At 43.1% G+C, this 12,554-nt stretch carries 16 protein-coding genes; 9 read left to right on the top strand and 7 right to left on the bottom strand.

Features of this window, described 5'->3' with window-relative positions; all coding sequences use genetic code 11:
- Positions 1 to 106: 106 nt before the first annotated feature.
- The gene (locus ACFOGI_RS00130) at positions 107 to 808 is read right to left on the bottom strand and encodes a YkyA family protein (RefSeq protein ID WP_390266615.1); all 702 of its coding nucleotides are present in this window, start codon (positions 806 to 808) and stop codon (positions 107 to 109) included.
- 162 nt (positions 809 to 970) lie between these two features.
- Here ACFOGI_RS00130 and def point away from each other — a divergent pair, with 162 nt between their 5' ends.
- The 3 genes from def (at position 971) to rnjA (ending at position 3,957) form a co-directional block, all read left to right on the top strand.
- A complete protein-coding gene (gene def / locus ACFOGI_RS00125) occupies positions 971 to 1,522 on the top strand; it encodes a peptide deformylase (RefSeq protein ID WP_390266613.1) in 552 nt (183 codons plus the stop codon).
- A 554-nt stretch (positions 1,523 to 2,076) separates the two neighbouring features.
- Complete coding sequence (locus tag ACFOGI_RS00120) at positions 2,077 to 2,286, top strand: DNA-dependent RNA polymerase subunit epsilon (protein WP_390266611.1); 210 nt, start codon at positions 2,077 to 2,079, stop codon at positions 2,284 to 2,286.
- 3 nt (positions 2,287 to 2,289) lie between these two features.
- Positions 2,290 to 3,957 carry a ribonuclease J1 gene (gene rnjA / locus ACFOGI_RS00115; protein WP_390266609.1) on the top strand — a complete coding sequence of 556 codons (1,668 nt, stop codon included), beginning with the start codon at positions 2,290 to 2,292 and terminating at the stop codon, positions 3,955 to 3,957.
- Between the two features lie 55 nt (positions 3,958 to 4,012).
- On the opposite strand, the gene ACFOGI_RS00110 is transcribed toward rnjA, so the two are convergent.
- The 6 genes from ACFOGI_RS00110 to cbpB form a co-directional block, all read right to left on the bottom strand.
- A complete protein-coding gene (locus tag ACFOGI_RS00110) occupies positions 4,013 to 4,681 on the bottom strand; it encodes a potassium channel family protein (RefSeq protein WP_390266607.1) in 669 nt (222 codons plus the stop codon).
- A 308-nt stretch (positions 4,682 to 4,989) separates the two neighbouring features.
- Positions 4,990 to 5,430 (bottom strand): TlpA family protein disulfide reductase, encoded by a 441-nt coding sequence (locus ACFOGI_RS00105; protein ID WP_390266605.1) that lies wholly within the window; start codon positions 5,428 to 5,430, stop codon positions 4,990 to 4,992.
- Positions 5,431 to 5,586: 156 nt separating this feature from the next.
- Positions 5,587 to 5,829 (bottom strand): YkuS family protein, encoded by a 243-nt coding sequence (locus ACFOGI_RS00100; RefSeq protein ID WP_390266603.1) that lies wholly within the window; start codon positions 5,827 to 5,829, stop codon positions 5,587 to 5,589.
- A 67-nt stretch (positions 5,830 to 5,896) separates the two neighbouring features.
- Positions 5,897 to 7,018 (bottom strand): N-acetyldiaminopimelate deacetylase, encoded by a 1,122-nt coding sequence (locus ACFOGI_RS00095; RefSeq protein WP_390266601.1) that lies wholly within the window; start codon positions 7,016 to 7,018, stop codon positions 5,897 to 5,899.
- Positions 7,019 to 7,029: 11 nt separating this feature from the next.
- Positions 7,030 to 7,749 carry a 2,3,4,5-tetrahydropyridine-2,6-dicarboxylate N-acetyltransferase gene (gene dapD, locus ACFOGI_RS00090; RefSeq protein ID WP_390266599.1) on the bottom strand — a complete coding sequence of 240 codons (720 nt, stop codon included), beginning with the start codon at positions 7,747 to 7,749 and terminating at the stop codon, positions 7,030 to 7,032.
- A gap of 210 nt (positions 7,750 to 7,959) precedes the next feature.
- Positions 7,960 to 8,418, bottom strand: coding sequence for a cyclic-di-AMP-binding protein CbpB (cbpB, locus tag ACFOGI_RS00085; protein ID WP_390266617.1), 459 nt, complete (start codon positions 8,416 to 8,418; stop codon positions 7,960 to 7,962).
- Positions 8,419 to 8,603: 185 nt separating this feature from the next.
- On the opposite strand from cbpB, the gene ACFOGI_RS00080 reads away from it, so the two are divergent.
- The 6 genes from ACFOGI_RS00080 (at position 8,604) to ACFOGI_RS00055 (ending at position 12,455) form a co-directional block, all read left to right on the top strand.
- A complete protein-coding gene (locus ACFOGI_RS00080; protein WP_390266597.1) occupies positions 8,604 to 8,918 on the top strand; it encodes an ArsR/SmtB family transcription factor in 315 nt (104 codons plus the stop codon).
- Positions 8,915 to 9,811 carry a cation diffusion facilitator family transporter gene (locus tag ACFOGI_RS00075; protein WP_390266595.1) on the top strand — a complete coding sequence of 299 codons (897 nt, stop codon included), beginning with the start codon at positions 8,915 to 8,917 and terminating at the stop codon, positions 9,809 to 9,811. The genes ACFOGI_RS00080 and ACFOGI_RS00075 overlap by 4 nt, the downstream gene beginning before the upstream one ends.
- The gene (gene trhA, locus ACFOGI_RS00070; RefSeq protein WP_390266593.1) at positions 9,804 to 10,481 is read left to right on the top strand and encodes a PAQR family membrane homeostasis protein TrhA; all 678 of its coding nucleotides are present in this window, start codon (positions 9,804 to 9,806) and stop codon (positions 10,479 to 10,481) included. The genes ACFOGI_RS00075 and trhA overlap by 8 nt, the downstream gene beginning before the upstream one ends.
- A gap of 94 nt (positions 10,482 to 10,575) precedes the next feature.
- A complete protein-coding gene (locus tag ACFOGI_RS00065) occupies positions 10,576 to 11,454 on the top strand; it encodes a metallophosphoesterase (protein ID WP_390266591.1) in 879 nt (292 codons plus the stop codon).
- 78 nt (positions 11,455 to 11,532) lie between these two features.
- Entirely contained in the window at positions 11,533 to 12,105 is a 573-nt protein-coding gene (locus ACFOGI_RS00060; protein WP_390266589.1) for an SCO family protein, read from the top strand.
- 35 nt (positions 12,106 to 12,140) lie between these two features.
- Positions 12,141 to 12,455, top strand: a complete 315-nt coding sequence (locus ACFOGI_RS00055) for a hypothetical protein (protein WP_390266587.1) — start codon at positions 12,141 to 12,143, stop codon at positions 12,453 to 12,455.
- The last annotated feature ends 99 nt before the right edge of the window (positions 12,456 to 12,554 follow it).

Below are 12,554 nucleotides of genomic sequence, written 5' to 3'. Positions count from 1 at the left end.
CGGCTACAATGACCTTCACCGCTCGGGACTCGAACCCTAAAGCGTGCGCACATGCCGGGCACACAAAAGGACCATTTCACATTCATGAAATGGTCCTCCCCTTTTCTCATTCCTCTTCTGCCGATGCCTTTTCATCCTTTGTATCACTGGTAGAATTTTCTTCATAGGCCACGTTCATACCTGTACTCTCATAAAATTCCTGCTTCAATGCATTATATTCCACCGTTTCATTATTAAACTGCTCGTTGGCCTGCAGTACCCGTTCATAACTCTCATTGACGGCATCGATATGTTCCGTCAATTTGTCCTGTTCCAGCTCTTCTTCTCCTAGCATGTTGTATAACTCCCGTTCTAACTCCAAGGATTCTTTGTAAGCAGTGTAAAGATCTTCATATGAAGCATACCTGCTCTCCATAACCTGATACATCTCCTGTGCTGCAGCCTGTGTTTCCTCTGCCTCAACTTCCTCCAATAGCGGCTCAATTTTCAAGAATTCTTCCTCTGAGGAATTTATGCTTTCTTTCTCGAGCTCAATCCTCTCTTCCCGTTCATCGATTACATCGATCGCCTTCTCGGCTGTCTCTTTGATTTTTCCCATCTCATCTGAACCCATATCGACAATTTGGCTGTAAAGTTCCTGCTCTTGTTTTTCCAGAGCGGTAATCTCGCTCTGTTGCTCTTCGAACCCTTCTTCAAGAACCACTGCTTCCTCTAGGTGGTTATGTATCCGCACTTCTGCCGATTCACTGCTGCATGCAGCCAAAGAAACAGTGAATCCGACTGCAAGCAGTATTCTTTTCCATGCCATATCAAAAATCCCCCGATTCTCTGTTGTTTGCTTTTTAGTATATCACAAAATTACGGATAAATATTCCAATAGATGACAAGGCCTGTGTTCAGTTGGTTTTCATGAAATTTCCGGTTCTTTTATGATAGTATATAGGGAGTGAGAAATGAAGGAGTGACCAAGATGATAACGATGAAAGACATCGTCCGGGAAGGGCATCCCGCTTTGACAAAGGTCTCGGAGGAAGTAGAGCTGCCTTTAAGCACAGCAAACAAAGATCTTTTGCAAGAGATGATACAATTTCTGAAAAACAGTCAAAATGAAGAAATAGCCAAAAAATATGATCTTAGAGCAGGTGTTGGACTTGCGGCACCTCAATTAGGAATAAATAAGAAGTTGATGGCCATCTATTTCCAAGATGAAAACGGAAAGTTATATGAATATGGGCTGGCAAACCCTAAGGTTGTCAGTCACTCTGTCGGTAAAGCATATCTTTCGGGGGGTGAAGGATGCCTCTCTGTAGATCGGCATGTAGAAGGGTATGTTCCTCGGCATGCACGCATCACCCTGAGAGCAACCGACATGGACAATAATCCGGTCAGCTTGCGATTGAAGGGCTACCCATCGATTGTGTTCCAACATGAAGTTGATCATTTGAATGGCATCATGTTTTATGATCATATCAATAAAGATAATCCCTTCGAAGTACCTGAGAATGCACGCCCTATAGAATAAATAAGATCAATGGACAGAACAACCCGCTTACAGCGGATATTTCTTCGGTTCACAAAAAATGTTCCATCAAAAAACAGCCTCTTGCAGGCTGTTTTTTGATGTATACAGTAGTTACCTATGTATAAGTTCCGCCCAGCAGTGAAAAATATACCTAACACAAGAAAGCGACGCAGAAATAATTAATTTTTTCCAGTAAATGATGGTTTTCTATTTCAATATTCGATTCCTCGTACTATACTATAGATAAGAGGGATTGGGTCGGTAGAACGTTTTGTTGCTTTTCTTAATATGTGAAAGGGGATGTGTGTCCACATGTTAAAACGCCTTAGAGAAAAGCTTAAAAAACGCTGGAAGGATTTTTTGGGCCAAGGGCGTGTACCTACAACATGTAATAAAGATTATCATTCATAAGCTGATCATGACCGTGACGGGTACTGATGGAGCACATTACGGAATTCGAAGCAACATTTAATAAAAACATCGAATCGGGACTGGGCCAGCGGAAGGCACAGGACTAATAAATTAATACAGAAGTATTTTGAAGGAGAGATGAAATGATTTACAAAGTTTTATACCAGGAATTACCGGAGGAGGTTCCGGTCCGTGAACGCACCAAAAGTGTGTATGTAGAAGCGGAGACCGTACGTGAGGTGCGCAGTAAATTAAGTGACAGAAACTATAACATCGAGTATATCCATGAATTGGACGAGGCCCATCTAGATTTTGAAAAACAGACCGGCAAATTTGAAGTGGAGAACGTATAGCAAATGAAATTTGTTAAAAATGACCAGACTGCCGTATTCGCGTTAGGCGGGCTAGGTGAAATCGGTAAAAATACGTACGGGGTACAGTTCCAGGATGAAATCATCCTGATTGATTCCGGAATCAAATTCCCTGAAGATGAATTACTTGGCATAGACTATGTCATTCCTGATTACACCTACTTGGTCCAAAATCAAGATAAAGTAAAAGGGTTATTCATCACGCATGGACATGAGGACCATATCGGCGGGATCCCTTACCTTTTGCGTGAAATCAATGTGCCTATTTATGCCGGAAAACTAGCAATGGGACTAATCAGAAACAAACTCGATGAGCATGGCCTTTTAAGAAATGCAAAATTAAACACGATACAAGAAGACGATGTTATCAAATTCCGTAAAACTTCCGTAAGCTTCTTCCGTACTACCCACAGTATTCCGGATTCATTCGGAATCGTTGTGAAGACACCACCAGGAAACGTCGTTCATACAGGTGACTTCAAGTTTGATTTCACTCCGGTCGGTGAAGCTGCAAACCTGACTAAAATGGCTGAGATCGGTAAAGAAGGCGTTCTATGCCTCCTTTCCGACAGTACAAACAGTGAAATACCAGGTTTTACTATGTCTGAAAAAGTTGTAGGAGAAAACATCAACGAAATCTTTGACCGGGTGGATGGCAGATTGATTTTTGCTACCTTCGCTTCCAATATTTACCGACTGCAGCAGGTGGTGGAAGCTGCCGTCAAACACAATCGGAAAGTCGCCGTGTTTGGCCGCAGTATGGAATCGGCAATTAAGATTGGACAGGAGCTCGGATATATCCAAGCCCCGAAAAATACTTTCATCGAAGGAAATCAGATCAATCGTTTTCCTGCAGATGAAATTACCATTCTTTGCACCGGTTCCCAAGGAGAAGCAATGGCCGCCCTCTCCCGTATTGCAAATGGCACACACAGACAAATCCAGATTATACCTGGTGACACGGTTGTATTCTCTTCTTCCCCGATCCCTGGGAATACGATCAGTGTAAGCAGGACCATTGATAAACTTTATCGCGCAGGTGCGGATGTCGTCCATGGAAAATTAAGCAATATCCATACATCCGGGCACGGCAGCCAAGAAGAACAAAAACTGATGCTCCGTCTGATACGGCCGAAATACTTTATGCCGATCCACGGGGAATACAGAATGCTGAAAGAGCATGAAAAGCTGGCAGCCATGTGTGATGTGGACCCTGACAACTCCTTTGTCATGGATAATGGAGATGTTCTTGCCCTCGGTAAAGACAGTGCAGGTGTTGCCGGTAAAATCCCATCTGGTTCGATATATGTTGACGGCAGGGGAATTGGCGATATTGGTAACATTGTCCTACGTGACCGCCGTATTCTTTCGGAAGAAGGGCTCGTCATCGTCGTTGTCAGCATTAATATGAAAGAATTTAAAATCGCTTCTGGTCCTGACATCATATCTCGCGGATTCGTATATATGAGAGAGTCTGAAGACCTTATCAATGAGGCTCAGAAGCTGGTTTCCACTCATTTAGAAAAAGTGATGGAAAGAAGAACTACCCAATGGTCGGAAATCAAAAATCAGATAACCGACACGATAGCTCCATTCCTGTATGAGAAGACAAAGCGCCGACCAATGGTGCTACCAATCATCATGGAAGTATAATGGATAAGAAAAAAAGACCTTGGTGGAAATCCACAAGGTCTTTTTTCTTTATCCACTAGTCATCATCAATAACCAGTTTCTTCTCAAAACGTGAAATATCTTTATCAGAACCGATAACAATTAAAATGTCATCCTTATTCAATGACTCGTCGGCGCTTGGGGAGACATTGATCTCCTCCCCTTCCTTAATGGCCACAACGTTACAGCCGTAATTTGCCCGGATATCCAACTCAGTCAACGAGCGGCCTGCCATTTTCTTTCCGACTTTCACTTCGACAATACTATGGTCATCAGAGAGCTCCAAATAGTCAAGAATATTATTGGAAATGATATGGTGGGCAATTCTCCTACCCATATCTCTCTCCGGATGGACCACCTGATCCACCCCTATTTTGTTCAATATCTTCTCATGATAGTCATTCTGTGCTTTTACTGTAATTTTCTTTATTCCAAGATCTGTTAGAATGACTGCTGCCAAGATGCTTGCCTGGATGTTTTCTCCAATAGCAACAATTACATGATCAATATTCTTAATACCTATTTCTTTTAAGGCATTTTCATCCGTGGAATCGGCAATTACCGCATGGGAAGCGATATTCTTGTATTCATTTACTTTTTCTTCATCTGTGTCGATGGCCAGGACACTCATGCCTTCCTCACTTAACTCTGTGCAAATACTTCCACCAAAACGCCCAAGGCCTATGACTGCAAATTCTTGTTTCATTGTACTTCCCCCATCACTCTGTATGTAGTATATTCATCATACATGAAGCCTTCTTCCCAAGGCAAGCAGGTTTTGTAAAGGAGATCCGTTTATTCTATCAGTTTCTTATCCCTGTAAACCATCTACCTTTTGTTCAAACACATTGTGACGCGCAGAAATGTGTTTATTAAATGGCTGCCATTGTACAGTTCACTGTCACACGCCACGGTATCAATACAGCAAGAAAATTGATTTTGAAGCCTATAGTTCCAGTTACCGTACAAAAAAACTTCCGCATGACAGCGGAAGTTTTTTCTCCCTATGTTTCTCTATTGGCCGCTTAACCGGTCCATTCTTCTTCTGAGCAAGGATAATCCTCCTCCACCTGATTGATAATGCCTTAGTCTACCTTCTCCATCAAACAAGTAATACGCAGGGACATGGCGTATTCTAAAGATCTTTGAGAGCCGGTCTTCGTGATCAATCAGGACTGGCCGGTATATCTCATGCTCGTCAGCCACTCTGCGAACCTCTTCCTGGTTCTTATCTTCGTCCGATAGAGGTGTATGGACACTAATCACCCGCCAGTGATCTAGATATTGCTCACAGATTTGGTTCAGCACTAACATGTCCCTTTTACATAAGTCGCAACTTATGGACCAGAAATGGACAAGTATGGGGCTGCCGACCAAGTCCTTTCTTTTAATTTCCCCACTGTTTAGCCAGGCAGTTGCCCCTTCTAATTCCGGCAGCATGGTTCTCAACCTCATAGAGTAGCTCCCTCCAATGTCACAATTAGCAGTACAGCTCCTCTATCTTATTCATAAGGCGAAAAAACGTGTGTAAGCATAAACAAGCACCCCAAAGGTTAGCTTTCAACCCTAACCATCGGGGTGCCGTTCATTTCGTCTAGCTTTGATACCTGCTTATGTCAATTTTTCACTTACAGCCTGAGTGACTTCCTGGGCATCCATCCCATGGGCATTCACTACCGGGCCTGCAATACTAGTGTCCGACATACCCATCACATCTTTGTCCTGGCCGGAAATAATGCAACAGTCACAATATGCAGCATCTTCTGCAGACCTCAGCTCGATCACCTCATGCCCCATTTCCATCAAGGCCTCTTTCACATCCGTCATGGTCCCTTCCACACCTATGCGCGCCATAGTGTACCTCCTCTATATATGAAAAAGTTACATATATAGTTTCTGCACCCCATGGAAAGATATACATTTAATTGGAAAGATGTTGAATCATGGAGCTCACAGCTTCCACACCTACTTGAAGTGCTTCTTCATTTGGATTCAACTTTGCAGAGTGGAGTCCATAGTCTGATTGCACGCCAAGCCAAAACATGAATCCAGGGATTTCTTTCAGCATATAACCGAAGTCCTCTCCGGTCATCGCCGCACTGGCTTGCCGGAAATCAATACCGGCATCTTCAGCCGCTTCTTTGAACAAGCCGGCCATTTCATGGTCATTATATACCTGATAATAATTTGCTCCATAATCTACATCTATCGTACAGTCGTAACTATGCTCAAACCCTCTGATCAACCGTTCAAGCTTCTGCTTCACAGTATGTATGGATGATGGGTCAAGTGCTCGAATGGTACCCTCGAGTCTAGCCGTTTCTGCTATCGCATTCTGGACAAAACCGCTCTCCATCTTGCCAACTGTTACTACTGCGCTTTCCACCGGATCAATGCCACGAGATACAATCTGTTGCATTTGGACGATGAAATTGCTGGCAGCAACCGTCATGTCCTTGGTCAGATGAGGATATGCAGCATGCCCGCCCTTCCCTTGGAAATCGAGAAAAAGTTCACTTGTGTTGGCAAAAAGAAGCCCTTCTTTACAAGAGACCGACCCCGTCGGAAGTTCGGGTGCTATATGAAGAGCAAAAATGACATCCGGTTTCCATTGACGAAATACCTCCGAATGAAGCATAGGTAGAGCGCCGCCCGGTCCCTCTTCTGCAGGTTGGAAGATGAAGACCACATGATCGGCGACTGGTTGGTCAATGACTCTTTTCAGAACCCCCAGCGCAATCGTCATATGAAAATCATGCCCGCATGCATGCATCCTCCCTTCGTGAGAGGATTGAAAATCATAGCCAGTTTCTTCTGTGATCGGAAGTCCGTCCATATCGCTCCGGAAACCAATTGTCTTCTCCGGTGAAGTCCCTGCGACATGGACGAGTACACCGGTTTTCCATGTTCGGACGGAAACCCGGTCTGTCTTAAGCTCTTCAATTCTGTCGAGGAGAAATTGTTGGGTTTTCACTTCTTCAAATCCCAATTCAGGAATCTGATGCAGTGATCTTCTTATCTCCTGTAGTTCTGTCAATCCCATAGGAATCACACTTAATCATTCAGTTTTCTGAGTTCCTGCTTGATCTCAGTTTTATTTTTCGTATTTTCATCCAACTCTTTCAAGACCTTTGCCGGAGTACCGCCGACCAGGGTATTAGGCTCTACATCTTTTGTCACAATAGCACCTGCTGCCACGACAGCACCTTTACCAATGGTCACCCCTTCAAGAACGACCACATTTGCACCGATGACTACATCGTCCTCTACTACAACTGGTTTAGCAGAAGGAGGCTCTATAACGCCGGCTAGTACAGAACCTGCTCCAACGTGGCAGTTCTTCCCTACAGTAGCACGACCTCCCAATACAGCGTTCATATCAATCATGGTGCCTTCCCCAACTACGGATCCGATATTAATCATGGCGCCCATCATGATGACACTGCCATCGCCAATTTCCACCTGATCACGAATGACGGCACCCGGTTCAATTCTTGCATTGATATTCTTCATGTCCAGCAACGGAATGGCTGAATTTCTGCGATCATTTTCAATGACATAGTCACTAATGATGTCTTGATTGGACTCAAGCAATGACTGGATATCCTTCCACTCGCCAAACAATACTCCGCTTTTATTTTCAGTGAAAGCCTGTACATTCTCCGAACTTGGAAGTGTATCGAGCTTCTCACCTTTTACATACACCTTTACTGGTGTGCTCTTTTCACTATTCGATATAAAGTTGATAATCTCATTTGCATCCATCATCTTCACAATGGTCTCCTCCTCTGAATTTCTTATCCCCTACTTTATCAGACTAAAATATCCCCTGCAATCAGAAAATCCTGGCTATTCTAAGAAGAAGGGCAATCATGGATTATTTTTTCCATACTGCCGACTATAAAGCCGTTGGCAGAGTCAATGCAAAAGATAATAATACAAGCGATCAATTAAAGAAAAAGCCTTTGCATTCAGCAAAGGCCTTCACTGATATTTTGCTGTATACAGATCTTTCTTCAATTCTTTCAGAACTGCTCTTCTTGTCAGAATGCCTGCAAAATAGCCTTCCCCATCTTGGACACAGACAAATGCATGGTCGACAAGGGCATCCAGTCCTTCCAGAAGACTCGTATGCCTATAAAGACAAGGGATATCTTCATTCATGACATCTTTCACTCGAATATCAGACAGCTTCTCAAACTCGATATGCTCGAGTCCCAATATCTCATTCAGAATGACTGTCTTACCTATCGTACCCACCAATTTGTAGGAACTGTCAAGAACTGGAACGGCGGCATACCCGGACTTTACTAATACCAATAGAGCATGCTCCAGAGGATTATTCATCTGGACATGGGCAACCTTTTCCGATGAAATCATCAATTCCCCCACTGTCCCGCCTCGGTCTAAAACCTGTCGCTTCTCTGTAACATTCAAAATCATCATACCCCCTTTATAAATTACCTTCTCCCTTTATGGTAAATTGCTTTATCGACTGTTGGATGATTTCTTGATTTTTATTTTACCATATATGCAGTTGGGAAACATCAGAAACACAAAGTTTGGCAAGCAAACGGAACGCATTTTACAATATGAACATATGGTCATATTGTAAAGGAGGGAATCATATGAACAATCAGCCGCTCCAAGAAGAAATGGCCTCCGACATCGCTCAGACATTCAAAGCACTTGCAGATCCTACCAGGGTGAAAATTTTGCACCTTCTACTTTACCGGTCTTATTCGGTCGGTGAGATAGCAGAAAAATTGGAAATGAACCAGTCTACAATCTCCCATCAGCTGAAATATTTGAAACACCTGCATCTTGTTAAAAATAAACGGGAAAAGACAAAATATATCTATTCCATTGATGACAGGCACGTTATGAATATGCTGGAACAAACGATTGCCCATATTCAACACACTGAGGGGGATTCCAAATGAGCCATGATCACCATCATCATATTCCAAGCAACTCCCGTGTACTGTTCTGGAGTTTCTTATTTATCTTTTCATTTATGATTATAGAAGTAGTCGGCGGATTTCTTTTCAACAGTCTTGCTCTTTTATCAGATGCTGGACATATGCTGAGTGATGCAGCGGCCTTGGGACTAAGCCTGCTCGCCTTTAAAATAGGAGAAAAGAGTGTAAGCAACAGTAAAACTTACGGATATAGACGATTCGAAATCATTGCAGCATTCATTAACGGTCTGACATTGATAGTCATCTCATTATTCATTTCCTATGAAGCAATAAACCGGTTCATCGAGCCCCCTGAGGTTAACGCAGGTATGATGGTAGTAGCCAGCATTGGTTTGGTAGTCAATATTATTGTCGCTTTCATGTTGATGCGCGGTGATTCAAAGGAAAACCTTAATATACGTAGCGCTCTTCTTCACGTTTTCGGGGATTTATTGGGCTCTGTCGGTGCTATTGCCGCCGGATTGCTCATCTTGTTATTCGACTTGAATATTGCTGATCCCATTGCAAGTATGATCGTGGCCATCTTGATCGCCGTCTCAGGGTTCAGAGTGACGAGGGATGCCCTTCATATACTAATGGAGGGAAAGCCGGATACAATAAAAGTTGAGCAAGTAGAAACAGCACTCATCAACCTGGACGGAGTAACAGGGGTTCATGACCTTCATATATGGTCCATCACATCGGAATTCCCTGCCCTCAGTTGTCATATCGTGGTGGAAGAAGATATAGAACGTGACCAACTCCTTCAGGAAGCAATCAGGCTTTTGGAACAGCAATTTAACATCACGCACGCTACTATTCAAGTCGAGGGTCTTTATTCACGGCTGTACAATGAGTGTCAGCCATGTGAATGATAGATGTGAAAGAAGGAAGGTGGTCGAAATAGAACCATATAAATACGATAAATTCGAAGAAAAAGTAAACGCAGTGACTCATGGCATCGGAGCCCTCTTAAGTATAGCAGCCCTAGTTTTATTGGTTGTCTATTCATCAAAGAGTGGAAACCCTTGGCAGATTGTATCTGTATCGATTTTTGGCGGAACCATGTTTTTGATGTACTTTGCCTCTACGCTGGTACATGCTCTGCCAGAGGGCAAGTGGAAAGACCTGTTCCAAATCTTCGACCACTCCTCCATTTACCTGTTTATAGCTGGCAGCTATACTCCTTTTCTGCTGGTTCACCTGCGTGTAGATACTTCCATTGGGTGGGTATTATTCGGTATTGTATGGGGGTTGGCGCTCATCGGTATTCTGTTTAAAGTCTTTTTCGTCAAGCGCTTTCTAATTCTTTCTACTCTTTTCTACATACTTATGGGTTGGCTGATGATCTTTGCATGGGGACCGTTATCTGTATCCATGCATGAAACAGGAATGCTTCTTCTGATTCTCGGCGGCCTGAGCTATACGGTAGGAACTGTTTTTTACATGTGGCGCGGATTCCCCCACCATCATGCTGTATGGCACTTGTTTGTAATTATCGGATCTGCGTTCCATTTCTTTGCTGTATTTTATTACGTGATATAATATTATAATACTGTACGATGCCACTGAAGGTGCTATTCCACCCTAAGGGGAGCATTATAAATATATATCAGATTACCATGAGGTGTTGAAAGGCTTGAAAAAACTTACTCGACGTTCATTCATAAAAAAAGCCGCAGGAAGCTTGCTTGCAATGGCGGGACTTGGAGGTGGGACTTACTATTACGCTCGGGAAATAGAACCCTACTTGCTCCAAGTTAATGAGGAGGATATTTCCCTTCCTACTATCTCTCCGGCTTTTGACCAATTTCGAATTATACAATTCAGTGATACTCATATTGGATTTCATTACGATATACAGCAATTTCAGAAGCTTGTCAAAAAAATCAATGAGTTGGAGCCCGACCTGATTGTATTCACCGGCGATTTGGTAGACAAACCACATCGATATGATTGGAATGAAAATCTCACCAATGCCTTAAGGAAGCTTCAAGCACCTTTTGGAAAATACTGGGTTTATGGAAATCATGATCATGGAGGGTATGGAACGGATAAATTAGCGGAAGTGATGGAGTCAGCAGATTTCCAGCTATTGCAAAATAGTCATACTGTTATTGAAAAGGAGGCAGAACGCTTCATTTTGGCAGGTATTGATGATGTCGTCCTAGGCAGGCCGGACATCAGCGAATCTTTACAACAGGTAAATCCAGAACTCTTCACAGTCATGCTTGCCCATGAACCTGACATAGCTGATGTCGTAGCGGAATTCCCAGTCGATGTCCAACTATCTGGCCATAGTCATGGAGGGCAGGTTCAACTGCCATTCATTGGCCATTTATACACACCCGCTTTTGCTGAAAAGTATGTAGAAGGCAGGTACAACATCCCCCATCATCAACTCTCTCTGTATGTGAGCCGCGGGATTGGCACCACGAGGCTGCCTTACCGCTTTTTATGCAAACCAGAGATTCATGTTTACTCCCTTAATAGCTCTTCATCAGCCAAATTGTCATAGTTTATTCAATTTAAACTGTTGCCCCAATGTTATAATGAGGCTAGATTAAAATGTGATTAAAGAAAGGAAGTCCAATGAATGAGGAAGAAGTTAGGCTTATGGATGATCGTCCTTATTTCCCTTCTCGCAGCCTGCGGGGGAGACATAGAGACAAATATGTCAGAGGACGTGAAGGATTTTAAATTCACCACCCAGGACAATGAAAAACTCAGCCAGGATGATCTGGAAGGTGAATGGTGGGTGGCCAATTTCATTTTCACTAATTGTACCACCGTTTGTCTGCCTATGACCTCCAACATGTCGCTTCTTCAATCCAAGATGGAGGAAGAAAATATTGATGCCCAGCTTGTTTCATTTACAGTGGATCCTGAACATGACACTCCCAGTGTTCTGAAAGATTATGCAAAGAGCTATGATGCCAATCTGGATAATTGGTCATTCCTGACCGGTTATGATTTTGATACGATAAAGGAACTATCGGTCACGTCATTCCGTTCTCTCATTGTTGAAGCACAGCCTGGAACAGACCAAGTAACACATGGAACCAAATTTTTCCTCATTAATCCGGAAGGAAAAGTGATCAAGCAGTATGACGGGGTAGCCAAATCAGAGATGGACGCAATCATTGAAGATCTTAAAGCTGTTATGTAAAATTGCTAGACAGGTAGAAGCAAAGGAGTAAGAGTATGAAGAAATGGTGGCTTATCATAGCGACAGTGCTTATAGCAGCGGGGTTGCTCCTACCCGGACACACTCAGCCCTCTGACAATACAAGGATTATTTTGGAGCATACAAGGCAAACATATATTGCTCCCGTCTGCTTTGAACAGGCAGAGCCCACCAACTGGATTGCAGAAGCTACATTAGGGGAAGCAGAAGAAATGAACTATCCTCCGAACGATACATGTACGGAGGAAGCCCTCGCAGGAGAAAGTGAACCGTTTTTATTAACTTTCCTTAAGAATGTCGGAATAATTGATAAGAAATGGGATAATTGGTAGACAGGAAAGACCGGCCTATATAGGCCGGTCTACAGGCTGTCGAGAAAGTTCTCGACAGCCTTATTTTTTTGTCCATTTTTCTAAAATTCATTTTCTTCA

The sequence above is a fragment of the Virgibacillus xinjiangensis genome (assembly GCF_042643145.1).
Lineage (GTDB): Bacteria > Bacillota > Bacilli > Bacillales > Amphibacillaceae > Virgibacillus_O > Virgibacillus_O xinjiangensis.
This window is presented reverse-complemented; position numbering and strand designations above follow the sequence as displayed.

What these genes read in the sequence shown, in the direction of transcription:
- ACFOGI_RS00080 (WP_390266597.1), top strand. Translation starts at nt 8,604, where the DNA reads ATGAACAATCAGCCGCTCCAAGAAGAAATGGCCTCCGACATCGCTCAG.
- ACFOGI_RS00100 (WP_390266603.1), bottom strand. Translation starts at nt 5,829, where the DNA reads ATGGCGCGCATAGGTGTGGAAGGGACCATGACGGATGTGAAAGAGGCC.
- ACFOGI_RS00055 (WP_390266587.1), top strand. Translation starts at nt 12,141, where the DNA reads ATGAAGAAATGGTGGCTTATCATAGCGACAGTGCTTATAGCAGCGGGG.
- ACFOGI_RS00075 (WP_390266595.1), top strand. Translation starts at nt 8,915, where the DNA reads ATGAGCCATGATCACCATCATCATATTCCAAGCAACTCCCGTGTACTG.
- ACFOGI_RS00120 (WP_390266611.1), top strand. Translation starts at nt 2,077, where the DNA reads ATGATTTACAAAGTTTTATACCAGGAATTACCGGAGGAGGTTCCGGTC.
- rnjA (WP_390266609.1), top strand. Translation starts at nt 2,290, where the DNA reads ATGAAATTTGTTAAAAATGACCAGACTGCCGTATTCGCGTTAGGCGGG.
- ACFOGI_RS00095 (WP_390266601.1), bottom strand. Translation starts at nt 7,018, where the DNA reads ATGGGATTGACAGAACTACAGGAGATAAGAAGATCACTGCATCAGATT.
- cbpB (WP_390266617.1), bottom strand. Translation starts at nt 8,418, where the DNA reads ATGATTTTGAATGTTACAGAGAAGCGACAGGTTTTAGACCGAGGCGGG.
- ACFOGI_RS00130 (WP_390266615.1), bottom strand. Translation starts at nt 808, where the DNA reads ATGGCATGGAAAAGAATACTGCTTGCAGTCGGATTCACTGTTTCTTTG.
- ACFOGI_RS00110 (WP_390266607.1), bottom strand. Translation starts at nt 4,681, where the DNA reads ATGAAACAAGAATTTGCAGTCATAGGCCTTGGGCGTTTTGGTGGAAGT.
- ACFOGI_RS00105 (WP_390266605.1), bottom strand. Translation starts at nt 5,430, where the DNA reads ATGAGGTTGAGAACCATGCTGCCGGAATTAGAAGGGGCAACTGCCTGG.
- ACFOGI_RS00060 (WP_390266589.1), top strand. Translation starts at nt 11,533, where the DNA reads ATGAGGAAGAAGTTAGGCTTATGGATGATCGTCCTTATTTCCCTTCTC.
- def (WP_390266613.1), top strand. Translation starts at nt 971, where the DNA reads ATGATAACGATGAAAGACATCGTCCGGGAAGGGCATCCCGCTTTGACA.